The sequence below is a fragment of the Mycobacterium zoologicum genome, assembly GCF_020181635.2.
GTDB classification, from domain to species: domain Bacteria; phylum Actinomycetota; class Actinomycetes; order Mycobacteriales; family Mycobacteriaceae; genus Mycobacterium; species Mycobacterium zoologicum.
In genome coordinates this window covers 113,656-139,404 of sequence record NZ_JAYJJS010000004.1, presented here as the reverse complement: position 1 = coordinate 139,404, position 25,749 = coordinate 113,656, and the positions used below count along the sequence as shown (strand labels likewise).

26 protein-coding genes and 1 pseudogene are annotated in these 25,749 nt (G+C 69.0%); 13 read left to right on the top strand and 14 right to left on the bottom strand.

All coding sequences use genetic code 11. The features are described 5' to 3' along the window. Nucleotides 1-233: 233 nt before the first annotated feature. Nucleotides 234-929 (bottom strand): ferritin-like fold-containing protein, encoded by a 696-nt coding sequence (locus K6T84_RS04880; RefSeq protein WP_224861826.1) that lies wholly within the window; start codon nucleotides 927-929, stop codon nucleotides 234-236. Between the two features lie 239 nt (nucleotides 930-1,168). Between K6T84_RS04880 and K6T84_RS04875 the strand changes: the two genes are divergently transcribed. Both K6T84_RS04875 and K6T84_RS04870 read left to right on the top strand, forming a co-directional pair. Further along, a complete protein-coding gene (locus K6T84_RS04875) occupies nucleotides 1,169-2,662 on the top strand; it encodes a DEAD/DEAH box helicase (protein WP_224861828.1) in 1,494 nt (497 codons plus the stop codon). Nucleotides 2,663-2,673: 11 nt separating this feature from the next. Continuing rightward, complete coding sequence (locus K6T84_RS04870; protein ID WP_225400429.1) at nucleotides 2,674-3,909, top strand: Rv3212 family protein; 1,236 nt, start codon at nucleotides 2,674-2,676, stop codon at nucleotides 3,907-3,909. Between the two features lie 11 nt (nucleotides 3,910-3,920). Here the strand turns inward: K6T84_RS04870 and K6T84_RS04865 are convergent, their stop codons facing one another. Beyond that, nucleotides 3,921-4,712 (bottom strand): ParA family protein, encoded by a 792-nt coding sequence (locus K6T84_RS04865; protein ID WP_408066055.1) that lies wholly within the window; start codon nucleotides 4,710-4,712, stop codon nucleotides 3,921-3,923. A 68-nt stretch (nucleotides 4,713-4,780) separates the two neighbouring features. Here K6T84_RS04865 and K6T84_RS04860 point away from each other — a divergent pair, with 68 nt between their 5' ends. Then, nucleotides 4,781-5,380, top strand: coding sequence for an acid phosphatase (locus K6T84_RS04860; RefSeq protein WP_224861834.1), 600 nt, complete (start codon nucleotides 4,781-4,783; stop codon nucleotides 5,378-5,380). Continuing rightward, nucleotides 5,377-6,489 (top strand): isochorismate synthase, encoded by a 1,113-nt coding sequence (locus tag K6T84_RS04855; protein ID WP_225400431.1) that lies wholly within the window; start codon nucleotides 5,377-5,379, stop codon nucleotides 6,487-6,489. Before K6T84_RS04860 ends, K6T84_RS04855 begins: the two co-directional genes overlap by 4 nt. Here K6T84_RS04855 and K6T84_RS04850 read toward each other — a convergent pair. Next, a complete protein-coding gene (locus K6T84_RS04850) occupies nucleotides 6,431-6,841 on the bottom strand; it encodes a hypothetical protein (RefSeq protein ID WP_224861838.1) in 411 nt (136 codons plus the stop codon). The genes K6T84_RS04855 and K6T84_RS04850 overlap by 59 nt on opposite strands. A gap of 56 nt (nucleotides 6,842-6,897) precedes the next feature. Here K6T84_RS04850 and K6T84_RS04845 point away from each other — a divergent pair, with 56 nt between their 5' ends. Both K6T84_RS04845 and K6T84_RS04840 read left to right on the top strand, forming a co-directional pair. Beyond that, the gene (locus tag K6T84_RS04845) at nucleotides 6,898-7,863 is read left to right on the top strand and encodes a diacylglycerol/lipid kinase family protein (RefSeq protein ID WP_224861840.1); all 966 of its coding nucleotides are present in this window, start codon (nucleotides 6,898-6,900) and stop codon (nucleotides 7,861-7,863) included. Nucleotides 7,864-8,118: 255 nt separating this feature from the next. After that, a complete protein-coding gene (locus tag K6T84_RS04840) occupies nucleotides 8,119-8,373 on the top strand; it encodes a WhiB family transcriptional regulator (protein ID WP_224861842.1) in 255 nt (84 codons plus the stop codon). Nucleotides 8,374-8,443: 70 nt separating this feature from the next. Here K6T84_RS04840 and pdtaS read toward each other — a convergent pair whose 3' ends face one another. Together pdtaS and K6T84_RS04830 are read right to left on the bottom strand one after the other, a co-directional pair. Then, nucleotides 8,444-9,961: a two-component system sensor histidine kinase PdtaS gene (pdtaS, locus tag K6T84_RS04835; protein WP_224861844.1), complete on the bottom strand. Its 1,518-nt coding sequence runs from the start codon at nucleotides 9,959-9,961 to the stop codon at nucleotides 8,444-8,446. A gap of 29 nt (nucleotides 9,962-9,990) precedes the next feature. Next, the gene (locus K6T84_RS04830; protein ID WP_224865888.1) at nucleotides 9,991-10,206 is read right to left on the bottom strand and encodes a biotin/lipoyl-binding carrier protein; all 216 of its coding nucleotides are present in this window, start codon (nucleotides 10,204-10,206) and stop codon (nucleotides 9,991-9,993) included. A gap of 394 nt (nucleotides 10,207-10,600) precedes the next feature. On the opposite strand from K6T84_RS04830, the gene K6T84_RS04825 reads away from it, so the two are divergent. Next, nucleotides 10,601-11,026, top strand: a complete 426-nt coding sequence (locus tag K6T84_RS04825; RefSeq protein ID WP_225400432.1) for a hypothetical protein — start codon at nucleotides 10,601-10,603, stop codon at nucleotides 11,024-11,026. 105 nt (nucleotides 11,027-11,131) lie between these two features. After that, nucleotides 11,132-11,224: a 50S ribosomal protein bL37 gene (locus tag K6T84_RS23870; RefSeq protein WP_014208825.1), complete on the top strand. Its 93-nt coding sequence runs from the start codon at nucleotides 11,132-11,134 to the stop codon at nucleotides 11,222-11,224. Between the two features lie 6 nt (nucleotides 11,225-11,230). Here the strand turns inward: K6T84_RS23870 and rsrA are convergent, their stop codons facing one another. Further along, nucleotides 11,231-11,479, bottom strand: coding sequence for a mycothiol system anti-sigma-R factor (gene rsrA / locus K6T84_RS04820; RefSeq protein ID WP_224865890.1), 249 nt, complete (start codon nucleotides 11,477-11,479; stop codon nucleotides 11,231-11,233). Nucleotides 11,480-11,517: 38 nt separating this feature from the next. Continuing rightward, complete coding sequence (locus K6T84_RS04815) at nucleotides 11,518-12,153, bottom strand: sigma-70 family RNA polymerase sigma factor (RefSeq protein WP_224865892.1); 636 nt, start codon at nucleotides 12,151-12,153, stop codon at nucleotides 11,518-11,520. Nucleotides 12,154-12,344: 191 nt separating this feature from the next. Between K6T84_RS04815 and K6T84_RS04810 the strand changes: the two are divergent. Then, nucleotides 12,345-12,723, top strand: a pseudogene (locus K6T84_RS04810) (YbaK/EbsC family protein). Nucleotides 12,724-12,779: 56 nt separating this feature from the next. Here the strand turns inward: K6T84_RS04810 and K6T84_RS04805 are convergent. The 5 genes from K6T84_RS04805 to K6T84_RS04785 form a co-directional block, all read right to left on the bottom strand. Further along, complete coding sequence (locus K6T84_RS04805) at nucleotides 12,780-12,953, bottom strand: CsbD family protein (RefSeq protein ID WP_224861848.1); 174 nt, start codon at nucleotides 12,951-12,953, stop codon at nucleotides 12,780-12,782. Nucleotides 12,954-13,031: 78 nt separating this feature from the next. Further along, the gene (gene catC, locus K6T84_RS04800; protein ID WP_224861850.1) at nucleotides 13,032-13,322 is read right to left on the bottom strand and encodes a muconolactone Delta-isomerase; all 291 of its coding nucleotides are present in this window, start codon (nucleotides 13,320-13,322) and stop codon (nucleotides 13,032-13,034) included. Nucleotides 13,323-13,326: 4 nt separating this feature from the next. Next, the gene (gene catA / locus K6T84_RS04795) at nucleotides 13,327-14,184 is read right to left on the bottom strand and encodes a catechol 1,2-dioxygenase (RefSeq protein WP_225400433.1); all 858 of its coding nucleotides are present in this window, start codon (nucleotides 14,182-14,184) and stop codon (nucleotides 13,327-13,329) included. 20 nt (nucleotides 14,185-14,204) lie between these two features. Then, nucleotides 14,205-15,308 carry a mandelate racemase/muconate lactonizing enzyme family protein gene (locus tag K6T84_RS04790; protein WP_225400434.1) on the bottom strand — a complete coding sequence of 368 codons (1,104 nt, stop codon included), beginning with the start codon at nucleotides 15,306-15,308 and terminating at the stop codon, nucleotides 14,205-14,207. Then, entirely contained in the window at nucleotides 15,305-16,207 is a 903-nt protein-coding gene (locus K6T84_RS04785; RefSeq protein WP_225400435.1) for a LysR substrate-binding domain-containing protein, read from the bottom strand. Before K6T84_RS04785 ends, K6T84_RS04790 begins: the two co-directional genes overlap by 4 nt. A gap of 202 nt (nucleotides 16,208-16,409) precedes the next feature. Here K6T84_RS04785 and K6T84_RS04780 point away from each other — a divergent pair, with 202 nt between their 5' ends. The 3 genes from K6T84_RS04780 to benC are packed head-to-tail and all read left to right on the top strand — an operon-like array spanning nucleotide 16,410 to nucleotide 21,092. Next, nucleotides 16,410-17,822, top strand: a complete 1,413-nt coding sequence (locus tag K6T84_RS04780; RefSeq protein WP_225400436.1) for a Rieske 2Fe-2S domain-containing protein — start codon at nucleotides 16,410-16,412, stop codon at nucleotides 17,820-17,822. Nucleotides 17,823-17,836: 14 nt separating this feature from the next. Beyond that, on the top strand, nucleotides 17,837-18,361 hold the full coding sequence (gene benB / locus K6T84_RS04775) for a benzoate 1,2-dioxygenase small subunit (protein WP_224861860.1): 525 nt from the start codon (nucleotides 17,837-17,839) through the stop codon (nucleotides 18,359-18,361). A 10-nt stretch (nucleotides 18,362-18,371) separates the two neighbouring features. After that, the gene (gene benC / locus K6T84_RS04770) at nucleotides 18,372-21,092 is read left to right on the top strand and encodes a benzoate 1,2-dioxygenase electron transfer component BenC (protein ID WP_225400437.1); all 2,721 of its coding nucleotides are present in this window, start codon (nucleotides 18,372-18,374) and stop codon (nucleotides 21,090-21,092) included. Here the strand turns inward: benC and ygiD are convergent. Next, entirely contained in the window at nucleotides 21,083-21,862 is a 780-nt protein-coding gene (gene ygiD / locus K6T84_RS04765) for a 4,5-DOPA-extradiol-dioxygenase (protein ID WP_225402040.1), read from the bottom strand. The genes benC and ygiD overlap by 10 nt on opposite strands. 114 nt (nucleotides 21,863-21,976) lie before the next feature. Here ygiD and K6T84_RS04760 point away from each other — a divergent pair, with 114 nt between their 5' ends. Continuing rightward, nucleotides 21,977-24,607 carry a helix-turn-helix transcriptional regulator gene (locus K6T84_RS04760; RefSeq protein WP_225400438.1) on the top strand — a complete coding sequence of 877 codons (2,631 nt, stop codon included), beginning with the start codon at nucleotides 21,977-21,979 and terminating at the stop codon, nucleotides 24,605-24,607. Between the two features lie 15 nt (nucleotides 24,608-24,622). Here K6T84_RS04760 and K6T84_RS04755 read toward each other — a convergent pair whose 3' ends face one another. Then, nucleotides 24,623-25,738, bottom strand: a complete 1,116-nt coding sequence (locus tag K6T84_RS04755; RefSeq protein WP_225400439.1) for an adenylate/guanylate cyclase domain-containing protein — start codon at nucleotides 25,736-25,738, stop codon at nucleotides 24,623-24,625. Between the last annotated feature and the right edge of the window lie 11 nt (nucleotides 25,739-25,749).

Sequence of the window (25,749 nt, the reverse complement as noted above, 5' to 3'; positions counted from 1 at the left end):
CGTTTCGCGGTGGGCGTTGTAAGCAGGCTAGTGGACGGCGTCGCGGTTGGTGCGCACCGGCCGTTCGCCGTCGGCGATAACGCCGGATCCCGTACGTCCCAGCTCTATCAGGCCCGGCGCCTGCGGCGAGCGCTATCGCCGGCGATATCCGATCCGTAAAGATCTCACCCCACCAGCTCAGAGGCCAAAGTTATTCAGGATGCTCTTGTGACACCAGGGATTGGGACGCCGCTTCAGGCCAGCCCGAGTTCGCGCATCCGTTCGTCATGGGTGTGCTGGACCCGGTCGAAGAACGCCGCCAGGTGGCTGAGCCCCGCCGAGCCCGACACCACCAGGTCCACGAGTTCATCGTGGTCGGCCAACACGTACTGGGCCTGGGTGATCGCCTCGCCGAGCAGCCGGCGCGACCACAGCGCAAGCCGGCTGCGCTGTTTGGCGCTGGCCGTCACCGCGCTGCGCACCTCCTCCAGCACGAACTGGGAGTGGTGGGTCTCGGCGAGCACGGCGCGCACCACGTCGGCCGCCTCATCGGGGAGCCCGTCGGCGATATGCCGGTAGAGGTCGGCGGCCATCGCGTCACCGACGTAGGTCTTGACCAGAGCCTCCAGCCAGGTGCTGGGCATGGTCAGTCGATGGTAATTGTCCAGGGCGGTGGCGTATTTCGACATCGCGGCCACCACGTCGACGCCACGGGAGTGCAGTGCCGCACGCAGCAGTTCGTAGTGCCCCATCTCGGCTGCGGCCATGGCCGCCATCGAGATCCGACCACGTAGGTCGGGCGCCATCCGGGCCTCGTCGGTGAGCCGGTAGAACGCCGCCACCTCGCCGTAGGCCAGCAGCGCGAAAAGCTCGTTGACACCGGGATGATCGGCGGACAACCGCGGCTTTTCAGCCTGCGCCACCGGGTCGGCCGAGGGAACCGAATTCATCACCACACTGTAGGCGTTGCGCTGCGATAGGCGGATGTCCGGCCCGACCAGGTACTATGACCAGCAGGCAGTGCCGTTCTCGGCGCTGCCGCGCAATATGCGTGCACGCGGGTGGCCCGCCTCCTCAGCGAGTGTGAGGCCCCGAATCGGCAAGGTATCGACTGTCGCAGTGTGTGCGCCCGAACCACACCGCGATCGACCGACATACCGCGCCGACTTCGAAAGGCATCTGCCAGCGCATGACCCCGCTTATCTCCACCACCACCCCGACCACTCCCCCGAGCTTCGCCGAACTGGGCGTCCGCGATGAGATCGTGCGCGCCCTGGCCGAGGACGGCATCGAGCATGCCTTCGCGATTCAGGAGCTGACGCTGCCGCTGGCCCTGGCCGGCGACGACCTGATCGGCCAGGCCCGCACCGGCATGGGTAAGACCTACGGCTTCGGCGTCCCGCTGCTGCAGCGTGTGACCACCAGCACCGACCGGCCGCTGTCCGGCATTCCGCGGGCGCTGGTCGTGGTGCCCACCCGTGAGCTGTGCATCCAGGTCTCCGGCGACCTCGCCGACGCGGCCAAGTACCTGACTGCCGGAGAGCGTCCGCTGTCGGTGCAGGCCATCTACGGCGGCCGGCCCTACGAGCCGCAGATCGAGGCGCTGCAGGCCGGCGCCGACGTGGTGGTGGGCACCCCGGGCCGCCTGCTCGACCTGGCCCAGCAGGGCCACCTGCAGCTGGGCGGCTTGGCGGTCCTGGTACTCGATGAGGCCGACGAGATGCTGGACCTGGGCTTTTTGCCCGACATCGAGCGCATCCTGGCCCGCATCCCCGACGACCGGCAGTCGATGCTGTTCTCGGCGACCATGCCCGGCCCGATCATCACGCTGGCCCGCAGCTTCATGAACCAGCCCACCCACATCCGCGCCGAGGCGCCGCACTCCTCGGCGGTGCACGACGCGACCGAGCAGTTCGTCTACCGCGCCCACGCGCTGGACAAGGCGGAACTGGTCGCCCGGGTGCTGCAGGCCCGCGGCCGCGGCGCGACGATGATCTTCACCCGCACCAAGCGCACCGCGCAGAAGGTCGCCGACGATCTGGGCGAGCGCGGTTTCAAGGTCGGGGCGGTGCACGGCGACCTGGGTCAGGTGGCCCGGGAGAAGGCGCTCAAGCAGTTCCGCGGCGGTGAGATCGATGTGCTGGTGGCCACCGACGTGGCCGCCCGCGGTATCGACATCGACGACGTCACGCACGTCATCAACTACCAGTGCCCCGACGACGAGAAGACCTACGTGCACCGGATCGGCCGCACCGGCCGGGCGGGCCGCACCGGCGTCGCGGTCACGCTGGTGGACTGGGACGAGCTGGCCCGCTGGACGATGATCGACAAGGCATTGAACCTGTGCTGCCCGGACCCGGCCGAGACCTACTCCAGCTCCCCGCATCTGTTCACCGAGCTCAACATCCCCACCGATGTAACCGGCAGCATCGGCAAGCCGCGCCGCGCACCGGCCAAGCGGGAGGACGGCGAGCGCCGCGAGACCTCCGCCGACCGCCGGCGCGAGCCCCGCAACCCGAACCGGTCACGGCGGCGCACCCGCGGCGGCCAGGGCGACGGCACCGCACCGCAGACCACTGCCGAGACCGCAGCGGCCACTGACGACAACGGCCAGGCCGCGCCACGGCGTCGTCGCCGCCGGCGGCCGAACAAGCCCGCCGTCGCGGCCGCGAACGGCAGCTGAGCGCAGGTCCGATGGTCCGACCGGAACGCCGCACCAGAGGCGATCTGATGGCTGCCGCAGCGATAGCCGCCGCGGTCGTGATCGCCGGGGCGGCCATCTGGTGGACCAGTGACGCCCGCGCCACCGTCCTCCGCCCGGCATCGGACATCTCAGCCAACCCGCAGTCGGCGGTCATGGTGCCGACGGCACTGAGCCAGCGCTGGACCGCGGCCAGCCCGGCCACCGGTTCCCCGGTGGTGGTCTCCGGCACGCTGATCACCGGCGACGGGCCGCAGATGACCGGGCGCGACCCCAATACCGGCGAGCAGCGCTGGAGCTATGCGCGCGGGGTCGACCTGTGCGCGGTGTCGTGGATCTACCGTCAGGCCGTCGGGGTGTATCCCGACTCCCGCGGCTGCGGCCAGGTCAGCACCGTCACCGCTGCGACCGGCATGCGCGGGCCGTCCCGGACCAGCTACGCCGACAAGACCGTCACCGTCACCTCGGAGGGCAGCGCGGTGCTCTCGGCCGGGCGCACCCGCCTGGAACTATGGCGCTCGGACATGGTGCGGGTGCTGTCCTACGGCGAGATCGACGCCCGGGTGAAGCCGTCGGCCCGCGGCCGCGGCCAGGGCTGCATCCTGGTGTCGGCGGCGGCGTCGTCCGCGGCGGTCTCGGTGCTGGAGTCCTGCGCCGGCCAGGCAGATCTGCAATTGACGCTGCTGCGCCCCGCCAAGGACGAGGACGAACCCGAACAGCAGCATGTCCCCGACCTGGGGGTGGCCGCCGACTCCGGGGCCCGGGTGCTGGCGGTCACCGAATCCGACACCGGCACCAACACCGCGGTGTACCTGCCCACCCCGGAGCCGCGGGTCGAGGTCTTCGACCAGACCGGCACCGTGATCGCCAAGACACTGCTGCCGGCCGAACCCACCGCCGCCAGCGCCGCCGTGACGGTGTCGCGGCCCACCGGGTTGATCTGCTGGTGGACCGGCGACGCGGTGCTGGTGTTCGATTCGGGCACCCTGGCCTACCGGTACACCATCGGCGCGTCCGGGCCCGCGGTTCCGCTGGGGCCCGCGGCGATCATGGCCGATCGGCTGCTGATTCCCGTCACCGGCGGCGTCGGCGTCTACGACCAGAAGACCGGTGCACCCGAACGCGTTATCCCGGTCAGTCGTCCGGCCGGGGTGTCCTCGGTGTTTCCGGTGGTGTCCGGCCCGATGATCCTCGAACAGCGCGACGACACCGTGGTGGGGCTGGGCTGAGTTTTCCCGGGCTAGACCTCCGGGGTGAAAGTCGGCAGCGCCTTGCCGTTCTTCCAGTGCTTGAGCAGCGCCTCGGCCAGCTGCCGGTAGGCCTGCGCGCCCTTGTTCTTGCGCCCGGCCATCACCGAGGCTCCCGACGCGCTGGCCTCGGCGAAGCGCACCGTGCGCGGGATCGGCGGGGCCAGCACCGGCAGGCTGTAGCGGTCGGCGACGTCGAGCAACACGTCACGGCTGTGCGTGGTGCGCGAGTCATACAGGGTGGGCAGCGCCCCGAGCAGACGCAGCTTCGGGTTGGTGATCTGCTGGACGTCGTTGACGGTGCGCAGGAGCTGCCCGACGCCGCGGTGCGCCAGGGTCTCGCACTGCAGCGGCACGATCACCTCGCCGGCCGCGGTGAGCCCGTTGAGGGTGAGCACCCCCAGTGACGGCGGGCAGTCGATGATGGCCACGTCGAACTGGTCGTCCAGTTTGGCCAGCGCCCGCTGCAAGGCGTACTCGCGGCCAGCCCTCATCAGCAGCATCGCCTCCGCGCCGGCCAGGTCGATGTTGGCCGGCAGCAACGTCATACCTTCGCCGGTCGGCACCAGTGCGGCGCTGGGTTCGACATCACCGAGCAGCACCTCGTGCACCGATACCGGCAGCTTGTCGGGGTCGTGTCCCAACGAGAACGTCAGGCAGCCCTGCGGGTCGAGGTCGACCAGCAGCACCCGCCGGCCCAGCTCGGCCATCGCCGCGCCCAGCGAGGCCACGGTCGTGGTCTTGGCCACGCCGCCTTTCTGATTGGCAACCGCCAAGATTCGCATGCCCGTCACACCGACATACTGGCACGCCCGGTGACCCGACAGTCTGCCGTCGGGCAGAATCGGCAGGCGTGGGGATCGACGGGCACCGCCTGCTGCTGCTGCGCCACGGTGAGACCGAGTGGTCCCGCAGCGGCCGGCACACCGGACGCACCGACCTGGATCTGACCGACATCGGCCGGCGTCAGGCCGTCGCCGCCCGCGCGACGCTGACCAAGCTGGCGCCCGACAACGCGCTGGTGATCTGCAGCCCGCGCCGGCGCGCCCAAGTGACCGCCGAACTCGCCGGCCTGCATGTCGATGAGACCTCCGAGGACCTCGCCGAATGGGACTACGGGCGCTACGAGGGACTGACCACGCCAGAGATCCGCGAATCGGAATCCGATTGGCTGGTCTGGACACACGGCAGCCCCGGCGGCGAGACCGTGGCCCAGGTCAGCGACCGCGCCGATCGGATGGTGGCAGTCGCGCTGGCGCAGTTGGCGACCCGCGACGTGGTGTTCGTCGGGCACGCGCATTTCTCCCGGGCGGTGATCACCCGCTGGCTGGATCTGGCACTGGCCGACGGCGCCCGGTTCGCGATGCCGCCGGCGTCGGTGGCCGTCTGCGGATTCGAGCACGGAGTACGCCAGCTGGCGGCACTCGGCCTGACCGGGCCGGAAGCACCGTGAGCACACCGGCATTCGTGCTGTCCGGACCGGGCGGAACGCTGTGGGCCGATGAGGTGGCAGCCGGCTTCAGCGACGTCGCTGACGCGCGAGCCGCACTGGCCGATGGCCGAGCGTCAATTATTCTGGGCGCGTTGCCTTTCCGACCGGGCGCCGCGACCGCGCTGTTCACCCCCCATCGGGTGTACCGCACCGATGCCCTGCCACCGCAGGCGGATCCGGTGATGCCTGCGGTGCACATCGCCGGGGCCCTGCCCGAGCCCGAGGAGCACCGAGCCCGGATTCGCCGGGCACTCGACGAGCTGAGGGCACCGCGAGCGGTGCTGCACAAGGTGGTGCTGGCCCGCGGGCTGGCGCTGGCCGCCGACGCACCGCTGGACGCCGGCGCCGTGTTGCGCCGCCTGGTGGCCGCCGACCCGAGCAGTTACGGCTACCTGTCCGACCTGAGCGCGGCCGGCGGTGAGCACACCGGCACGGTGCTGGTGGGCGCCAGCCCCGAGTTGCTGGTCGCCCGCGACGGCGACCGGGTCACCTGCCGGCCGTTCGCCGGCTCCGCACCCCGCTCTCCCGACCCGGACGTCGACGCCGCCAACGGCGCCGCGCTGGCCGAATCCGGCAAGAACCGCCACGAGCACCAGCTCGTCGTCGATCAGCTGCGGGCCGTGCTGGAACCGCTCTGCGCCGAGTTGGACGTCGCGCCCGCTCGGCTGACCGGCACCGCAGCGGTGTGGCACCTGAGCACCCCGATCAGCGGCCGGCTGCGCGACACCTCCACCACGGCACTGGATCTGGCGCTGGCGCTGCACCCGACCGCCGCGGTCGGCGGCGTCCCTACCGCCGCCGCGGTCGACCTGATCACCGAACTGGAAGGCGACCGGGGTTTCTATGCCGGCGCGGTGGGCTGGTGCGACGCCGACGGTGACGGCGCCTGGGTGGTGTCGATCCGCGGCGCGCGGCTCTCCGCTGACCGGCGATCCGCACTGGCGCACGCCGGCGGCGGGATCGTCGCCGAATCCGATCCGGCCGACGAACTGGCCGAGACCGTGACGAAGTTCAGGACGATCCTGACGGCGCTGGGCGCCCAGCTGCCCAGCGCAGCGCCGCCGGACTGAACAGCGCCGCCAGCACCGCCAGCGCCACCACCGCGACCGCCACGCCGTAACCCCAGCGCTGCGATCCGACACCCAGATACCAGGCGACCGGCAGCAGGGTCAGGTTGGTGATCACCGCGACGCCGCGCCCGGCCCGCCGTCCCCGCAGCAGAGTCCAGCCGGCGGCCAGCACCGCGGCACCGATCAGCGCGAACCACACCGCAGTGCCGTAACCGCTGACCACCTGCTGATCCGCGCCTGCCAGGCCGCGCACCACCAGCACCGCCGCCACCGCCAGCGCGGCCGCCCCCTGAGCCGCGACGATCCCGCCGGCAACGAGCACGGCGGGCGGCCGGTCGGCGTGGTCGGTCACGCGGCCAGCCTAACCACGCCCCGACCACCCGCCGATTGCCCATAGACTCTTACCTTGTGCGTGCCGTGCTGATCGTGAATCCCAATGCCACCTCTACCACCGCGGCCGGCCGCGATCTGTTGGCGCACGCCCTCAAGAGCCGGCTCGAGCTGACCGTCGCGCACACCGACTACCGCGGCCACGCCATCGAGATCAGCCAGGCCGCCGCCCGCGATGGGATCGACCTGGTGATCGCCCACGGCGGCGACGGCACCGTGCACGGTGTGGTCAACGGTCTACTCGGCGAGCCCGGCTCCGCGCCGCCGCCGCACCTGCCCGCGGTGGCGGTGGTGCCCGGCGGGTCGGCGAATGTCTTCGCCCGTTCACTCGGGATGGCCGCCGACCCTATCGCGGCTACCAATCAACTGATCGAGTTGATCGAAGATGTTGACAGACACCCGAATTGGCGTCGAATCGGGTTGATCGACTGCGGTGAGCGGTGGTCTGTGCTCAACGCCGGCATGGGCCTCGACGGTGCGGTTGTGGCCGCGGTCGAGGCCGAGCGCGAGAAGGGCGGCGATGTCAGCGCACTGCGCTACATCCGCGCGGCGGTCCGCACGGTGCTGGCCGCCACCCGGCGTGAACCGACCCTGACCCTGCAGATCAACGACGCCGACCCGATCACCGGCGTGCACTTCGCCTTCATCTCGAACTGCAGCCCGTGGACCTACGCCGATCAGCGGTCGGTGTTCACCAACCCCGACACCACTTTCGAGTCGGGCATGGGCTTATTCGCTACCACCAGCCTGAAGGTGCTGCCGACCCTGCGACTGGTCCGCCAGATGCTGTCGAAACGACCGAACCCGCGCGCCAAACAACTCATTCGCGATGACAATGTGGCCACTTTGCGCGTCGACGCGGGCGACACGCCTATCGCCACGCAGATCGACGGCGAGTACCTCGGGCTGCGTACCTCGATGACGTTCCGCGCGGTCCCGGACGCTTTGAGCGTGGTGGCGCCGCCGGCTAAAATACTTTGCTGAACTGCGGAGATGGCGAACATTCCGGTGACGAGCGCACAGAGGGTCTCATGTTAGTACATCCCTGCGGAATCTCCGGGAGCAGCCCCGCGCGGACGTGACGTCGGCCACGTGATAAAGCGCACCCTTGACATCTGTCCAGGTTGTGAAACGATCAATCGATCGGACGTAAGCCGTAACCATTTCTTGCGCCGCACATAACAGTTAAGAAACATCGTTGCGCACGCCGCTGCGCCCAGAGTGAGGAGTTGGAGACCTATGGATTGGCGCCACAAGGCGGTCTGTCGCGACGAGGACCCGGAGCTGTTCTTCCCGGTGGGAAACAGCGGTCCCGCGCTTGCTCAGATCGCGGCCGCGAAGCAGGTCTGCACCCGGTGCCCAGTGGTCACCGAATGCCTCACGTGGGCGCTGGAAACCGGTCAGGACGCCGGCGTGTGGGGCGGCATGAGCGAAGACGAGCGGCGTGCGCTCAAGCGCCGCAACGCCCGCACTCGGGCACGCAGCGGGGTCTGACCCGCCAAGCACTGCCAGACGGCGCGGCCCCGACCTTCCCGGTCGGGGCCGCGCCGTTTCGCATCGGGTTCTACAGCGCCTGGCGGGGCCGTCGGCTCCCGACCGGCACCCGCAGCACCATCTCGGTCCCCCCGCCCGGGGCGTCGCGCGCGGTCAGCGAACCGTCGAGCTCCCCGGACACCAGGGTGTTGACGATATGCAGCCCGAGCCGGTCGGAGTTCTCCAGGCTGAAACCCTCCGGCAGTCCGTGACCGTCGTCGTGCACCACCACGTCGAGCCAGCGCGCTGAGCGTTCGGCCCGGATCATCACACCGCGCGGATGCTCGCCGGCGTCGAAGGCGTGCTCAATCGCGTTCTGCACCAGCTCGGTGATCACCATGATCAGCGCGGTGGCCCGGTCGGCGTCCAGCGCGCCGAGAACACCCGTCCGGCTGACGTGGATCGGGGTGTCCACGCTGGCGACGTCGTTCATCATCGGCAGAATCCGATCGATCACCTTGTCGAGGTTCACCACCTCATCGACCGCCATCGACAGGGCTTCGTGGACCAGCGCGATGGACGCCACCCGCCGCACCGACTCCAACAGTGCCTCGCGTCCCTCGGTGCTGGCGGTGCGGCGGGCCTGCAGGCGCAGCAGTGCCGCGACGGTCTGCAGGTTGTTCTTCACCCGGTGGTGGATCTCGCGGATCGTCGCATCCTTGGACAGCAGGGCGCGGTCCCGGCGCTTCACCTCGGTGACATCACGCACCAGCACGGCGGCCCCGGTCGGCTCGCCGTTCGCGATCAGCGGCAGCGTGCGCAGCAGTACAACCGCGCCGCCGGCGTCGACCTCGAAGCGCATACTCGCCCCGCCGGACAGTGATTCGCCGACGTGCTCGGCCAACTCGCGCGCCTCGAACGGGTCCGAGATCAGGGGTCGGGTGACGGCCACCAGGTCGTGCCCGGCCAGCTCCGCGTCCAAGCCCATCCGGTGATACGCCGACACCGCATTCGGGCTGGCGTAGCGCACCGTGCCGTCGACCCCGACCCGGATGAAGCCGTCACCGACCCGCGGACCCGAGTGCGACACCACCAGGTCACCGGTTCCCGGGAAGGTGCCCTGGGAAATCATCTGCAACAGATCCGCCGCGCAGTCCAGGTACGCCGCCTCCAGCCGGCTCGGTTCGCGCCCGGAGGCGTGCGCGTGCTGATGGGTCAGAACAGCCACCACCCGATCCTCGAACCGGATCGGGACGGCTTCAATATTGTTTGGGGACTCTTCTTGCACGACAATGCTTTCCGAGATCTCAACGTCGGCTCTCTCTATCGTTTCCGATGCGAAGGCCGCCACCACCAACGGTAGCGCTTCGGCGGCGACGACGGTGCCGACGGCGTCGCTGAGCAGCACCGTGGAGGCGGTGTTGGGCCGGCACTGCGCCACGCAGACCAGCGGCTCACCGGCGTCGGCGTCACCGCGCACCCACATCAGATAGTCGGCGAACGACAGGTCCGCCAGCAGCTGCCACTCCCCGACCACGACGTGCAGATGATCCACCGCCCTGCCCGGCAGGACGGTGTGCTCGGCCAGCAGGTCACCGAGGGTGGACATCGTTCATTCGCGTGGAGCGAATGCCGGGATCAGCTGATGACGGCAATCAGGTCGCCGGCCTGGATGACGTCACCGACCTTCACAGCCACCTTGCTGACGGTGCCGGCGTTCTCGGCCAGCACCGGGATCTCCATCTTCATCGACTCGAGCAGCACCACGGTGTCGCCCTCGTTGATCTGTTCGCCCTCGCGGACCACGACTTCGAGCACGCTGGCCACGATCTCCGCGCGAACATCCTCGGCCATCTTCACCTCGTTCATCACCTGGTCGCCCTGATCGGAGAAAATCCTTGGTCTTTATGGAACCACAACACCCCCGGACGTTGAGCACGGCGCTCGGGTAAGCGAACTCCAAGATCTCTAAGAGGACGTAGAGAGTTCCGAACGTGACAGTGTCGTGTTTCTCCTGTGACATTTGCATAGCACCGTTACTCGAGTGTTTCGAACGCGTGACGTATTCGCCGTGGCGCGAGACGAGTCGAAGTCGAACTTGAGGAGTAGTGCCTTGTTTGTTTCCCGGTCTGTTGCCTGGTCCGTTGCCCCTTGGTCTGTCGCCCAGTCCCGTTCCCGGTCCTTTCCCCGGTCCCTTCCCAGCATCTCCGACCCGCGGGTCCGGTTGCCCCTGGTGTGCGTCAGCGCCATGACGGCGGCCACCCTCGGATTCGGTGTCGCCTCCGCCAAGGCCGCCCCGACCCTGGTCGACGACCCGATGCCGATCCCGGCCCCGATCAGTGCCCCGGCGTTGCCCGGTGCCGCAGCGTTGCCCGGGGTGCCCGGTGTGCCCGGTGTGCCCGGAGCCGCCGTGGGAAACTCCTCGGCCGGCGTCAACGCCGCCAACTCCTTCCTGCAGGTGCTCAACGGCATGCTCAACAAAGTGGTGCCCGGCGTCGGCTCGATCATGCCGTCCGATGTCAGCTCCTTGACGCCGCCGGCCGCCGGGGTCCCGGGTGCACCCGCCCTGGAGACGCCGCCGGTCGGGACGCCACCCGCTGCCGCCGCGCCGGCGCCGGGGTTCGTACCGCAGACCCTGGCGGGGTCGCGGACGTTCAGCGGATCCAAGAACTAGCTCGACGGGGCGCGGCGGCGGGGCGGCCTTACGGCCCCGCCGCCCGCGTCACACCCGGCGGTATGAGAGACTGTCCAGCCGGAATACCTGCTAGGAGGGTCAATCATGGCAAAGCGTGGCCGCAAGAAGCGCGATCGTAAGCACAGCAAAGCCAACCACGGCAAGCGGCCCAACGCCGGCTCGAAGGCCGTGAAGTAGGCGCTTCTACTCGTAAGTCCGGATGATCGTGGTCTGGCTGATCTCCAACCGCACCCGCTCGTAGAGCTTCGGCGGCGCCTTGTCGCCACTGCATTTGGTGGCGATCAGCGCCTTGATCCGCTCCTCGACCCCGTAATGCCGCAGGCAGCCCGGGCATGCTTCGAGGTGCTCCCGCAGCCTGGCCTTGCTCTCAGCGGTGCACTCACCGTCCAGCAGCGTCCACACCTCGGCGATCACCTCGGAACAGTCCACCATCGACTGATCCGGGTTCGGCGTGCTGTGCCCGTGTTCGGTCACGACGACATCTCCTCGGGTGCGTGCCCGTCGCGGATGAAACCGCGGTCTCGGGCCACATCTGCCAATAACGTGCGCAGCTGACGCCTGCCGCGGTGCAGTCGCGACATCACCGTGCCGATCGGTGTATCCATGATCTCGGCGATCTCCTTGTAGGGGAATCCTTCGACGTCGGCGTAGTACACCGCCATCCGGAACTCTTCGGGCAGCTGCTGCAGCGCCTCTTTGATCTCGGTGTCCGGCAGCGACTCCAAGGCCTCCACCTCCGCGGAGCGCAGCCCCGTCGAGGTGTGCTCGGCGGTGGCCGCCAGCTGCCAGTCGGTGATCTCCTCGGTGGGGTATTCCGCCGGTGAGCGCTGCTTCTTGCGGTAGCTGTTGATGTAGGTGTTGGTCAGGATGCGGTACAGCCAGGCCTTGAGGTTGGTGCCGTCGCGGAACGAGCGGAACCCGGCGTAGGCCTTGACCATGGTCTCCTGCAGCAGGTCCTCGGCGTCGGCGGGATTGCGCGTCATCCGCAGCGCACCCCCGTAGAGCTGGTCGAGCATCGGGATCGCGTCGCGCTCGAAGCGCGCGGTCAGCTGCTCGTCGGTTTCGTCGGTACGCACGGGGGTCTTGGTGCCTTCGGCGTCAGCCATGTCGATTGCAGCGGTCCCTTCTCTCGCGATGCTCACGTCCAGTGGCTCGATTTCCAGCAGACCGACCGCCGTTGACATCGACGACTCCTTCCGATCCTAGGACCGTGACCGGCAGCATATGCAGCGACCACACGTCTGCCTTGCTCAACAGCGTGAGCCATACGGCTATTTCCGGCCGTTATCCTGGCCCGGTGAGTCGCGCGGCAACCCGGGCCATTGCGGCCCTGGTCGCCGCACAGGTGCCCCATGAGGTGCTGCGCTACCACCACGATCCCCGCAGCCAGACCTTCGGCGACGAAGCTGTCACTCAAGGCGGTCGCCGCCGCCCTCGGGGCGGCCAAGGCCGCGATGGCCGATCCGGCGACGGCGCAACGGTCGAGCGGGTACGTGCTGGGTGGCATTTCGCCGCTCGGGCAGCGTAAGGCGTTGCCGACGGTGGTGGACTCCTCGGCGCTGGGCTTCGAGAAGGTGCTGTGCAGTGCCGGGCAGCGCGGCTGGGACGTGGCGCTGGCACCTGCGGATCTGATCGCGCTGACCGGCGCGGTGACCGCCGATATTCGGGCTCGCTGAGCGCGCAGCCGCCCGGTGCGCCGTGGGCAGGCGCACCGGGCGGCGTGCTGGATCAGCTAATCCTTGAAGGCGTCTTTGATGTTCTCGCCGGCCTGTTTCAGGCTGGACTTGGCCTGATCGGCCTTGCCCTCGTTGCGCAGGTCGTCGTCGCCGGTGACATTGCCGACGGCCTCTTTGGCCTTACCTGCGATGTCCTGCGCGGCGTGCTTGGCCTTGTCTGCCAGTCCCATCGTGAAGCTCCTCCCTACTTATGACAGTGCAACACCGCAGGTACCCACGCCGGCCACCACGTAAACCTCGGCGGCCGGCTACTGTCCGGGCGCCTTGACGTCACTGGGGTGCGTTGCCAGCGGTGTCACCCGGATATCCATGTAGGCGAACAACGGCAGGCCCGAAAGAATCTCGTGGAGTTCGTCATTGGATTCCACGTCGAATATCGAGAAGTTGGAGTACTGCCCGGCGATCCGCCAGATGTGCGGCCACTTGCCGGACCGCTGCAGCTCCTGCGAGTAGGCCTTTTCGCGGGCGACGATCTCGGCGCACTGCCGCGGGTCGAGATCATGCGGGATCCGCACATCCATCCGGACGTGAAACAGCATGGCCTCAAACCCCCGGGTCGAGGACGAAGTCATAGCGCAACGTGAAGCTGCCGTCGGGTTGCTCCATCGGGTTGAGCATCAACTCCGGCTTCACCGCGGTGGCGACATCGTCGTCGTTGTGCGGGTCGCCGGGGAAGTACAGCTGCGCGGTGAGCAGTTCGTGCCCCGGAGCGGACACCTTGACGTGCAGGTGCGCCGGGCGCCACGCGTGCCAGCCTGCCGCGGCGATCAGTTTGCCGCAGGCGCCGTCGGTGGGAATCTGGTACGGCGCGGGCCGGATCGTGGTGATCTCGAATCTGCCGTCGGCACCGGTGCAGAACGTGCCGCGCAGATTCCACTCCGGCAGCCCCGGCGCGTACTGCGAATAGAAGCCGTCGGAGTCGGCGTGCCAGAGCTCGACCTTGCCGGCGAGGGGTTTGCCGTCGGTGCCGGTGATGGTGCCCTGCCACACCAGCGGTCTGCCCTTCTCCTCCGGCCGCATCGGGACGGCGCCGCGGGCACCGCGCTCGGGCGCATCCGGCACGTAGTACGGCCCCTCGATGCTGCCCTTGTTGCCCTGCCGGCCAGATGTGGCGACCTCCTCGATGACGTGCTCGACCCAGACATCGAGGAACAGCGGCCATTCGCCGTCGGCGCCGACCTGGATCAGCCAGGCCTTGAGCGCGTTGTACTCGTCATAGCTGACCCGGTGGCGCCGGATGGTCGCGTGCACCGCGTCGAGCACCTCGCGGGCCAGCATGTCCACCCGTTCGACCGGGGTGTCTTTGACCTTCGCGAACGCGGATTTATCAAGGCTGAATCGTTCGGTCGCCGCATTGCCCGACGCTGCGGCGGTCGCCTGCGAGGTATCCATCGTGGTCATCGTCTCTTCTCCTCGGTAACTCAGGAATCGGTTCGGTAGCGTGCGAGCTTGTCGGGATCGATCGCCACCCCGAGTCCGTTTCCGGGCGGCACGTGCAGGACGCCGTCGCGGATCTGCAGCGGTTCGGCGAGCAGGTCGTCGCTCATGTCCAGGAAGTTGGACAACTCCCCGGCGCGGCGCGACGTCAGCTGGTAGGCGGCGCCGAACGTCACCGCGCAGGCCGTGCCGAGCTGACCGTCGATCTGGTTGCCCATCACCACCTCGACGCCGAGCCCCTCGGCGAGGTGGTGCACCCGCTGCGAGCCGGTGAACCCGGTGCGGGCGGTCTTGATCGAGATGGCGGTGGCCGATCCGCCGAGCACCTCGCGGGTGACCTCGGCCGGGGTGGGCACCGATTCGTCGGCGATGAACGGCACGTCGAGCCGGCTCACCAGCCAGCGCCGGCCCAGCACGTCGTCGGCCGGGCACAACTCCTCGGCGAAAAGCAGGTCCAGATCGGCCATCTCTTTCATCGCGCGCAGCGACTCCGAGGCCGTCCAGCCGCGGTTGCCGTCGACGTAGAGTTCGATGGCGTCCCCGAATCTCTCCCGCAGGGCGCGGACGACGGCGGTGTCCAGGGCGACCGGCCGGCGCCCCACCTTCACCTTGAAGGTGGTGATGCCGTAGGTATCCCGCATCCGCTCGGCGTCGGCGACCATCACCGCCGGGTCGTCGAAGCCGAGCATGTGCGACACCCGCATCCGGTCGGTGAAGCCGCCGAGCAGTTCGCTGACCGGCAGCCCCAGCGTCTGCCCCAACGCATCCCAGATCGCCATGTCGACCGCGGCTTTGGCCGTCGGGTTGCCCACCGTGCGGGCCAGCCGGGCACCGGCCGTCTCGCGGTCGAGCAGGGTCAGCCCGATCAGCTGCGGCGCGAAGATCTGCTCGATCACCGCGATGATGCCGTCCTGGGTCTCGCCGTAGGTGAACGGCCGCGGCGGCGCCTCGGCGACACCGACCACGCCGTCGTCGGTGTGCACCCGAACCAGGACGTGCTGGGCGACGTGCACCTCGCCGGAGGCGAACTTGAGCGGCTTGGTGTACGGGATGGCGAACGGAATCGCCTCCAGCGCAGTGATTTTCACCCCACACCTCCGGTGGTCAGCATCGGAAACGCGGCCCGGACGACGCTGACGACCGCGTCGATGACCGGGTTGTCCTCGCCTGAGCGCCAGGCCAGCGACAGTTCGATGGTTCCGGCGTCGAGCAGTTCGCGGAACACCACGCCCTCCAGCGGCAGCCCACGCACCGATTCGGGCACCACGGCCACCCCGAGGCCCGCGGCCACCAGCGCCAGCAGCACCGCGGTGCCCGGGGCGAGATGTTCGCGGTGCGGGACGAATCCGGCTTGGCGGCAACTGCGCAGCACCGCGTCGTTGACCGCCGACTCGCGGCTCTGATAGGCGACGAAGTTCTCATTGCGCAGATCCGACAGCGAGACCACCGGCTCGACGGCGAGTCGATGATCGGCGGAGACGGCCAGCACCAGCGGCTCGACGGCGATCGTCTGCAGTGCGAGTCCCTCGCCGAGCGCCGGGGGCCGCAGCACGCCCAGATCCAGCGCGCCGGCGCGCAGCGCATCGCACTGCGCCGGGGTGAGCATGTCGGCACGAATCTCCAGATCGACGCCGGGCAGCTCGGCCTTGACCGCGCGGGCCAGCCGCGGCAGATGCGAGAACGCGGCCGTGCCGGTGATGCCCAGCCGGATCAGTCCGCTGCGACCGTCGGCGATCCGCCGCACCCCGCGGGTGGCCGCGGACACGCCCGCCAGGATGCGCACCGCCTCGCCCTGGAGGAATTCACCGGCGGGGGTGAGTGCGACCTGTCGGGTGGTCCGGGTGAAGAGGCTGACGCCAAGCTCGGCCTCCAGCTGCCTGATCGCGTACGACAGTGCCGGCTGCGCGACGTGGAGCTGGTCGGCCGCCTTGCCGAAATGGCAGGTCTCGGCCACTGCGCAGAAGTAGCGTAGGTGCCGCAGCTCCATGGTTTTCGCTCCTTATTCGCCCAAGGTGACGGGCGATACATGTTCAGACTATGGCCGATATCCATACAGAACAAGGATGCGTATTCCGGTTATTAATAACCAGAATTCATGAATCGATGCCCAGTACACGACTAGGCATTTGCCTGGTGTGACCGTCGACACGCGGTGCGAGGGTTGAGGGATCAGACCGATGGAGGCCCCCATGAGCGCACCGACCACATCTCGACTCGACCGCCTGGCGAGCATTCTCGACGACGCGGTGATCGACGACCCCGAAGCCGGCAACTACCGGGTGCACCGGCAGATCTTCACCGACCCGGAGATCTTCGAGCTGGAGATGCGCTACATCTTCGAGGGCAACTGGGTCTTCCTGGCGCACGAGAGCCAGATCCCCAACCCGGGCGACTACTTCACCACCGACATCGGCCGCAGCCCGGTGGTGATCACCCGCGACAAGGACGGCGAACTGCACTGCCTGATCAATGCATGCGCACACCGCGGGGCCCTGCTGTGCCGGCGCAAGACCGACAACCGGTCGACGTTCACCTGCCCGTTCCACGGGTGGACGTTCCGCAACGACGGCAAGCTGCTGAAGGTCAAGCTGCCCGAAGGCGCCGGCTATCCACCCGAGTTCGACACCAACGGATCCCACGACATGACCAAGGTCGCCCGCTTCGAGAGCTACCGCGGCTTCCTGTTCGGCAGCCTCAACCCCGACGTGGTGCCGCTGACCGAATACCTCGGTGACTCAACCAAAGTCATCGACCTGCTGGTCGACCAGTCACCCCAGGGACTGGAGGTGCTGCGCGGCACGTCCACCTACACGCTGCACGCCAACTGGAAGGTGCAGATCGAGAACGGCGCCGACGGCTACCACGTGACCTCGGTGCACTGGAACTACGCCGCCACCACCTCACGGCGCGCCACCGGCGACTCCGCCAACGAGACCAAGGCCCTGGACGCCTCCAAGTGGGCCGAAGAGGGCGGCGGCTACTGGGCGTTCCCGAACGGCCACATCTGCCTGTGGACCCAGGCGGCCAACCCGCAGGACCGGCCACTGTACAGCGAGATCGACCGGCTCCGGGAAACACACGGAAAAGCCAAGGGCGAGTTCATGGTTTCCGGATCCCGCAACCTGTGCCTGTACCCCAACGTCTACCTGATGGATCAGTTCTCCACCCAGATCCGCCGGATCAAGCCCATCTCGGCCGATAAGACCGACATCACCATCTACTGCATCGCCCCCAAGGGTGAGAGCGCCGAGGCCCGCGCCAACCGGATCCGCCAGTACGAGGACTTCTTCAACGCCAGCGGGATGGCGACCCCCGACGACCTGGAGGAGTTCCGCTCGGTGCAGACCGGCTTCGGGGCCCGCACCGCGCCGTGGAACGACGTCAGCCGCGGTGCCCAGCACTGGATCTCCGGCCCGGACCCGGTCGCCGAGTCCCTGGGCATGCACCACGTGGTGTCCTCGGGGGTCAAGGCCGAGGACGAAGGCCTGTTCGTCGTGCAGGACCAGTACTGGCTGGAGGCGATGCGCGACGCCGTGCAGCGCGAACGCGCCAAAGAACTCGCCGGGACCAACGGATTCGACCGCACCCCCTGCGGCCACTGAACGAAGGCATCGACATGACGACCACCGAATCCCCGCAGACCGCCACCAAGCACATCACCCAGAACGCGATCGAGGCGTTCCTGTACCGGGAAGCCCGCTACCTCGACGACCGCGAGTTCGAGAAGTGGCTGGAGTGCTACGCCGACGACGTCGTGTTCTGGATGCCCGCCTGGGACGTCGACGACCGCCTCACCGAGGACCCGCAGACCGAGATCTCGCTGATGTACTACGCGAACAAGGGCGGCCTGCACGATCGGGTCTTCCGGATCCGCACCGAGCGTTCGTCGGCGACGTCGCTGCCCGACCCGCGCACCAGCCACAACATCGCCAATGTGGAGGTCATCGAGCGCCGCGGCGACGTGGTGGACGTCCGGTTCAACTGGCACACCATGTATTACCGCTACGAACAGGTCGACCCGTACTACGGGACGTCGTTCTACACCATCGACTTCTCCGGCGAGCAGCCCCTGATCCGGCGAAAGACCGTGGTGCTCAAGAACGACTACATCGACCACGTCGTGGACATCTATCACATCTGAGGACTCGAATATGACCGTCACATCGCACCCGCAATCCTCGGTGGACTCCGCGAACGGCGCCAAGCTGCACCAGGTGGCGCTCGGTTTCGAAGACGGTGTCACCCGCTTCGTCGAGTGCGCCGAGGATCAGACGGTCGCCGGGGCGTCCTACCGCCAACGGGTGAACATCCCGGTGGACTGCCTGGACGGCGTGTGCGGCACCTGTAAGGCGTTCTGCGAGTCGGGAAGCTACGACCTGGGCGGTTACCTGCCGGACGCGCTCACCGAGGACGAGGCCGCGGCCGGCTACTGCCTGCCGTGCGTGATGAAACCGCGCTCGGATCTGGTGCTGCAGATCCGCAGCACCTCCGAGGTCGCCAAGACCCAGGCCACCTCCTACACCGGCACCCTGGCCCAACTCGAACGACTGTCGGCGACCACCATGGCGATCGGGGTGGCGATCGAGCACCGGGCCGAGCTGACGTTTCTGCCCGGCCAGTACGCCAACATCGCGGTGCCGGGCACCGACCAGACCCGGTCGTATTCATTCAGCAACGCCCCCAACGATGACCGGCTGACGTTTCTGGTCAAGCTGACGCCCGGCGGGGTGATGTCGACCTACCTCACCGATCGCGCCGCGGTCGGTGACCGCCTGGAGTTCACCGGACCGCACGGGTCGTTCTTCCTGCGCGAGACCGAACGCCCGGTGCTGCTGCTGGCCGGCGGCACCGGCCTGGCCCCGGTGCTGTCGATTCTGCGCAAGCTGCGCGACGACGGCAGCCGACGCCGGGCCCACCTGATCTACGGGGTCAGCACCGACACCGACCTGGTGGCGCTCGACGCGATCGCCGAGGTCGCCGACGGACTGCCCGGATTCAGTTGGGATTACTGCGTTTCTGACCCGCAGAGCACCGCGCGCAACCGCGGGCCGGAGCGGGCGCACGTGATGAGCCTGATCTCCCCCGAGCACCTCTACGACGGCGACGTCGCCACCTACGTCTGCGGCCCACCGCCCATGGTCGAGGCGGTGCGCAAACACCTCACCGACGCCCAGGTCCCGCTGACCGGCTTCTACTACGAGAAGTTCGCCCTGGCGGCGCCGGCCGCCGCGGAGGCGCCCGCCGCCCAACCGGAGGCTCCGGTGAGCCCGGCGGCCAGAGCGGTCCGCACCGAGGACCTGGTGCCCGCACCCGACGCCCGCGCCGTGATCGGCCAGCCGATGCTGCCCGCCGCCGACATCGCCCCGTGGCCGGGCGCCGTGGTCACCACCGCCGAGGGCGACATCGCGTACCGGGTGCTGGGCCAGCTGCTGACCCCGGCCGGTGCCGGTGGCGACGTCGGCCTGGACGAGGACGGCGACCTGCTGCCGGCCTTCGAGGGCCGCGCCGTGATCGGCCAGGAGCTCTTTCCGGCCGCACCGCCGGAGATCACACCGCCCGAACCGGCGCCCGCCACCGTCGCCCCCGACGGTTATCAGATCGGCGAAGAGCATCCCGCGGTGCACGAATCCGACGCGATCTTCGAGGCGCGCGAGGCCCTGGAACTGGGCGCGGTGGAGCTGACCCTGGGCCGGCTCAGCGGCGGACAACTCACCGGCTATCGGCTGCTGGCCGAATCCACGCTGCCCTACGTCGACGGCGACCGACTCGTCGACGCCGCCGCGTACACCGATACGAACGCGGCCTTCCACGAATATCTGTTCACGATGACCGGTAACGAGCATCTGCTGCAGGCGTATCAGGCACTGGGGGTGAAGGGCCGGATGGGCGAGGTGTTGCGCAACGCCACCTGGTGTCACCCGCTGTGCGCCCGCGACCACGTCGACATCGTCACCGCCTTCGAAGCCGGTGACCGCGCCGGCGCCCGAGCACTGATCTCCGCACACGCCGACCGGGCCAAGCAGACCATGCGCCGCGCCATGGCCGACACGCTGGCGGCCCGCCGGCCCAAACTCATCACCCCCGGACGTTTCGACGGCCAGGTCGTTGTCATCACCGGGGCGGCACAGGGCATCGGGGAACGCACCGCCCGACGAATCCATGCCGAGGGCGGGACCCTGGTGCTGGCGGATCGCTCCGAGCTGGTCGCCGGTCTGGCCGCCGAACTCACCGACACACCGGTCCCCGGCAATGCCCCGGCGCTGGCCGTCACCGTCGACCTCGAGCAGGCCGAAGGCGCCGCCGCCCTGGTGCGACAAGCACTTTCGCGGTTCGGTCATATCGACGTACTGATCAACAACGTCGGCGGGGCGATCAACTTCAAACCGTTCACCGAATTCACCGACGCCGAGATCCGCGCCGAGGTGGATCGCTCGCTGCTGACCACCCTGTACTCCTGCCGGGCGGCGCTGCCGGCCATGGTCGCCCGCGGCAGCGGTGTGATCGTCAACGTCTCGTCGGCCGCGACCCGGGGGGTGCACCGCATTCCGTATTCGGCCGCCAAGGGCGGGGTCAACGCCATCACGGCCTCGCTGGCCATGGAGTACGCCGACGCCGGGATCCGGGTGTGCGCCACCGCGCCCGGGGGCACCCAGGCGCCGCCGCGGCGGATCCCGCGGGGCACTCCAGAGCTCACCGGCGACACCGAGCAGGCGTGGTTTCAGGCCCACATCGACCAGACGATCGACTCGTCGTTGCTCAAGCGCTACGGCACCCTCGATGAGCAAGCCGCGGTGATCTGCTTCCTGGCCTCGCAGGAGGCGTCCTACATCACCGGCACCGTGCTGCCGGTGGCCGGTGGCGATCAGGGCTGAGCGCCACCGGTGAGTCCGAGGGTGTACGAGGCCATCGACAGCGATCCGGCCGCATACCCGTCCACCAGTGGGCTCAGTGGTTCGGTGTCGGCGAGCCCGGCGATGTAGAGCAGCGGCAGGAAGTGGTCGGGGGTCGGCACGGCGCTGCGGAAATCCGGGTGGGCGTCCAGCTTCGTCACATCGGTCGGTGCGCTCGCCAGGATTTCGCGTGCCGCGGTGTCGAAGCGACGAGCCCACTCATACCCGAAGTCCGGCTTGGCGAAGTCCAGTGCACGCAGATTGTGCACGATGTTGCCGCTGCCGATGATCAGCACACCGTCATCGCGCAGCGGTGCCAGCCGCCGGCCCAGTTCCAGGTGCTCGTCGGGACCACTGAAGGCGTTGAGCGAGAGTTGGACCACCGGAATCGTCGCTCCCGGAAAAGCATGCACCAGCACCGACCAGGCGCCGTGGTCGATGCCCCAGCTGTCCCTGTCGGCACCGACCCAGGTGGGTTTTACCGTGTCGGCGACCTGTTCGGCCAGCTGGGGTAGCCCCGGCGCCGGGTAACAGACGTCGAACAACTCCTGCGGGAACCCGAAGAAGTCGTGGATGGTGCGCGGCTTCGGCATGGCGGTGACGGCGGTCGCGCCGATGTACCAGTGCGCCGAGATCATCAGGATCGCTCGCGGCCGGCCGACGGCGGCACCGAAGGCGCGCCAGGCTTCGGTGTACCGATTGCGTTCCAGGGCGTTCATCGGGCTGCCGTGTCCGATGAACGCGGCCGGCATCCGGGTGATGGTCACAACTGCGACGGTAATACCTGCTTTGGTTCCCGCGCGGGCGCCGGATTGTGGTCTGCTGGATTTCTACTATCGACCTCGACGGACAGGGGTTAGGTGCCGATGGTCTCCGGGCCCGTGACCTTCGTCGGACGTGATCGCCAGCTGAGCGAGCTGGCTTCCCGGTTCGGGACGTCGGCTCGGGGCGCAGCGATGGTGTGCCTGCTCGGGCCGCCCGGAGTCGGCAAGACCGCGCTGCTGCATCAGCTGGGCGACTCACTCGGCACGACAACCTATGCGGCCCAGGCGATGGACTGGGAAACCGGCACCCCGGGCGGCGTGCTGCGTCAACTGCTGGCTGACACGCCGCCGCTGGATCCGGTCACCGCGGCGGATTGGCTGGCCGACCGGGTCGGCGGCGGGACCCCGGTGCTGGTCACCGTGGACGACGCACAATACGCCGATCCGGTCTCGCTGCAGGCGTTGAGCAGTCTCACGCGGCATCATCGGGCGCTGCCGCTGCTGGTGGTGCTTGCCTCGGCGACGTCGACCCCCCTGCTGAGCTCGTTAGGCGCCGACGAATTGCCCCTGCCGGGGCTGGATTCCGCGGCAGTGGTGGAGTTGGCGCGGCTGCGCGGCCTGATGCTGCACCCCGTGATGGCCGCCCGGCTGACCCGCCACACCGACGGCAATCCGCGTGATGTCCTCGCGCTGCTCGACGAATTGCCGACGTCGGTGTGGACGCAGCCGGACGCCCCGCTGCCCGCCCCGGCCTACCGCACCGCTGAGGTAAGCACCCGGCTCGACCGGTGCACCGAGGCGACCCGCACGCTGATCGAGGCGCTGGCGATCCTGTCGACAAGCGAATCTCTGGATACCGCAGTGCAGTTGGCCGGACTGGTCGACCCACTCACCGCTATAGACGACGGCGTCGCTGCCGGGTTGGTCTCGATTGCGGCCGAGTACCGGCCGCGCCTACATGATCCGATGACTGCCGCCGCTGTCATCACGCTCATGGGCGTTCACGCCGCCGCCGAAGCGCACCGTCGAGCGGCTGAGATCGTCACGGACCCGACCCGGCGACTGCGCCACCTGGTTGCCGCAACTCCGACAACCGATCCCGCGCTGGCCGACCGGGTCGACGAATCGGCGCACGACCGGGCCGCGGCCGGGTCGTGGGCATTGGCGGCGAAGCTGTTCCGTGACGCCAGCCGGCTGACCGCGGATCCGCTGCTGCACGACGACAGGCTGACCCGATCGGTGGACGCCCTGGTGGCGGCCGGTGACTGCGTGGGGGCCGGGGCGATGGTTCCGGCGGTGGAGAGCCTGCGCGAGACACCGCTGCGCGACGCCGTGCTGGCCTACCTGGCCGTGGTGCGCGGCCGCGGCGCCGAGGCCCAGGTGCGACTCGACCGCGCCTGGGACATCGTGAACACCGAACGCGACCCGGCGACCGCCGCCCTGATCGCCCAGCGCTACGTGCTGCACTCGCTGATGCGGTGCCGGGGAGCAGAATTGGTCACCTGGGCGGATCGCGCGATCAAGTTGGCCGGCGACCAGTCACCGGCCGGCGTCGAGGCCGCCGCCATCCGCGGCCTGGGGCTGGCCGCCACCGGTGGGGCCCGGGAGGCGATCGCCGGCTATGACGACCTGGCGGCCCGTGTCCGGCACGGCGCCCAAGCCCAGCGCGTCACGATGGGACGCGGCTGGCTGCAACTGGCCACCGACGACTTCGACGGCGCCCGCAGCAGTCTGGAGAGCGCAGTGGCCATGGCTGAACTGGGCGGTTCGACGCGGATCACGCTGTGGGCACTGGGCTGGCTGGCTCGGGTCCAGTTCGCGATCGGCGACTGGGATCGAGCGCTGCACAGCGTGGATCGCGGACGCGCCCTGGCCGCGGCCAGCGGGATCGTGCTGGTCGGTCCGCTACTGGAGTGGACGGCGGCGCAGATTCACACGCTGCGCGGCGACCGGGCGGCCACGGCCGCGGCGGTGACGGCTGCCGATGCTGTCGGCGGCGACTACGAGCTGATGCGGCTCCCGGCGCTGCTCGCCCGCGCCCAGGTCGCCGAGGCCGACTCCGACCACCCGACGGTGCAGCGGGTGCTGGAACCGCTGTCCCGGATGCCATGGGACACCGCGCTGCATCAGCCTGGCTTGTGGCCGTGGGCCGACGTGCTGGCGACGGCCCTGGTCGCCAACGGCCGCCTGGAGGTCGCCGAGACCGTATTGGATACCCACGAGGAGGCCGCTCGCGGCCACCGTTCCGCGACCGCCCGGCTGCGTTCGGCTCGTGGCCGACTGCTCGGCGCCCGGGGGGACCTGCCGGGCGCGATCCGCTCCTTCGACGAGGCGATCGCACTGCTCGACGGTCTGCCGCTGCGCTACGACCTGGCTCGGGTCAACTTCGCCTACGGCCAGACGCTGCGCCGGGCCGGCAAACGGCGTGACGCGGACACCGTGATCAACGCCGCCCGCGAGCTGTACCTGTCAGTCGGTGCGCGCTCCTTCGTGGAGCGGTGCGAACGCGAACTGAAGGCCGGTGGTGTCCACCAGATCCGCGGCCCGCGCAGCAACGTCGAGCTGACGCCACAGGAAGATGCGGTGACATCGCTTGTGGTCCAAGGACTTTCAAACCGGGACGTGGCCGCCGAACTCTACATCTCCCCCAAGACTGTGCAGTATCACCTGACCCGGGTCTACGCCAAGCTCGGGGTGCGCTCACGCACCGAGCTGGCCGCGCTGCGGCACTGACCATCGCGAGACCGGCTACCGGTCGGGAATTCGGTTGGCGCGGTACAGCCGTACCTCGCCGCGGACTCCTTTGAGGCGGCGCCGCCGGGTGGGGGTGAACTCGATACCGGCCATATCGCCGATCGCGGCGCAGGCCGCCTGCTCGACCACGATGGATGCCGGGGCCGCGACGCCGGTGACGCGGCTGGCGAGGTTCACCGGACTGCCGTACCAGTCGCCGGCCCGGCTGACGGCTGACCCGAAGGCCATGCCGACCCGCAACCGCGGCAGCCGCGCCGCAGCGGCCGCCTCGAGCACCGCGAACACCGACCTCAGCAGGGCCTGCGGGTCGGGGCTGACCAACATCACGGCATCGCCGATCACCTTGACGAATTGGACCGGCCGCTGCACCACACCGCGGGCAAGGTCAGCCAATCGCACGGCAACCATGATCAGCTCCTCGGGTGGCAGGGCCTCGCCCAGCCGGGTGAATCCGACCAGGTCGGCGAACGCCACCCCGACCAGGCGGGCGCCCGGCAGCTCACCGGCCATCCGCTCGTCGGCCGCTATCGCCTCCGTTTCGGCGAACTGCCGCAACGCGTAGCGAAACAGCTCACCGGCCAAGGAGTCCAACAGCGGCTGCGCGTCGTGCGCCAGGGCTTCGAAGGCCTGGGCCAGTTCACGTTCGGTCGAACCCGGACGCAACAGCACCTTCAGCCCCGCCTGGCGTATCGTGATCGCCGCCTTGCGGCAACCGTCAGCGAGCAGTCGCACCACCAGCGTCAACTGCTGCGCGTCGAAGCCGAGCTCGGCCAGACGCGCCGCAGGCACGACCGATTCGACATCGGCGCGCGATTGAAGCGCCGCGTCGGGATCCTCGCCGCCGGGCAGGCCGATGGCCTCATGCAACTGTCGGAGCAACTCCATCGGGACTCCGCTGGACTCGGCGACCTCACGCGGTGACCGCAGCGTGCCGTCGTCACCGAGTACCCTCTGGGCGCCCAACAGGATGGGGCTGAGCGCACCGCGTATCCGGTCGATGCCGAAGCCCTGGCCGAGCAGCCATTCGATCAGCTCACGACGGTCCTCGCGGGCCGAGCCCGAAAGATCGCTGAGCAGCCCCGACGCATCCAGATCGACGTCCGTCGCCATGCGGTCAACTT

Coding starts and splice junctions, on each gene's coding strand:
- K6T84_RS04815 (WP_224865892.1), bottom strand. CDS start 12,153: ATGGCTGACGCCGAAGGCACCAAGACCCCCGTGCGTACCGACGAAACC.
- benB (WP_224861860.1), top strand. CDS start 17,837: ATGACGACCACCGAATCCCCGCAGACCGCCACCAAGCACATCACCCAG.
- K6T84_RS04760 (WP_225400438.1), top strand. CDS start 21,977: ATGGTCTCCGGGCCCGTGACCTTCGTCGGACGTGATCGCCAGCTGAGC.
- K6T84_RS23870 (WP_014208825.1), top strand. CDS start 11,132: ATGGCAAAGCGTGGCCGCAAGAAGCGCGATCGTAAGCACAGCAAAGCC.
- K6T84_RS04840 (WP_224861842.1), top strand. CDS start 8,119: ATGGATTGGCGCCACAAGGCGGTCTGTCGCGACGAGGACCCGGAGCTG.
- K6T84_RS04875 (WP_224861828.1), top strand. CDS start 1,169: ATGACCCCGCTTATCTCCACCACCACCCCGACCACTCCCCCGAGCTTC.
- K6T84_RS04785 (WP_225400435.1), bottom strand. CDS start 16,207: ATGGAGCTGCGGCACCTACGCTACTTCTGCGCAGTGGCCGAGACCTGC.
- catA (WP_225400433.1), bottom strand. CDS start 14,184: ATGACCACGATGGATACCTCGCAGGCGACCGCCGCAGCGTCGGGCAAT.
- K6T84_RS04880 (WP_224861826.1), bottom strand. CDS start 929: ATGAATTCGGTTCCCTCGGCCGACCCGGTGGCGCAGGCTGAAAAGCCG.
- ygiD (WP_225402040.1), bottom strand. CDS start 21,862: ATGCCGGCCGCGTTCATCGGACACGGCAGCCCGATGAACGCCCTGGAA.
- K6T84_RS04805 (WP_224861848.1), bottom strand. CDS start 12,953: ATGGGACTGGCAGACAAGGCCAAGCACGCCGCGCAGGACATCGCAGGT.
- K6T84_RS04870 (WP_225400429.1), top strand. CDS start 2,674: ATGGTCCGACCGGAACGCCGCACCAGAGGCGATCTGATGGCTGCCGCA.
- pdtaS (WP_224861844.1), bottom strand. CDS start 9,961: ATGTCCACCCTCGGTGACCTGCTGGCCGAGCACACCGTCCTGCCGGGC.
- K6T84_RS04780 (WP_225400436.1), top strand. CDS start 16,410: ATGAGCGCACCGACCACATCTCGACTCGACCGCCTGGCGAGCATTCTC.
- catC (WP_224861850.1), bottom strand. CDS start 13,322: ATGCTGTTTCACGTCCGGATGGATGTGCGGATCCCGCATGATCTCGAC.
- K6T84_RS04825 (WP_225400432.1), top strand. CDS start 10,601: ATGACGGCGGCCACCCTCGGATTCGGTGTCGCCTCCGCCAAGGCCGCC.
- K6T84_RS04865 (WP_408066055.1), bottom strand. CDS start 4,712: ATGCGAATCTTGGCGGTTGCCAATCAGAAAGGCGGCGTGGCCAAGACC.
- K6T84_RS04755 (WP_225400439.1), bottom strand. CDS start 25,738: ATGGCGACGGACGTCGATCTGGATGCGTCGGGGCTGCTCAGCGATCTT.
- K6T84_RS04830 (WP_224865888.1), bottom strand. CDS start 10,206: ATGGCCGAGGATGTTCGCGCGGAGATCGTGGCCAGCGTGCTCGAAGTC.
- rsrA (WP_224865890.1), bottom strand. CDS start 11,479: ATGGTGGACTGTTCCGAGGTGATCGCCGAGGTGTGGACGCTGCTGGAC.
- benC (WP_225400437.1), top strand. CDS start 18,372: ATGACCGTCACATCGCACCCGCAATCCTCGGTGGACTCCGCGAACGGC.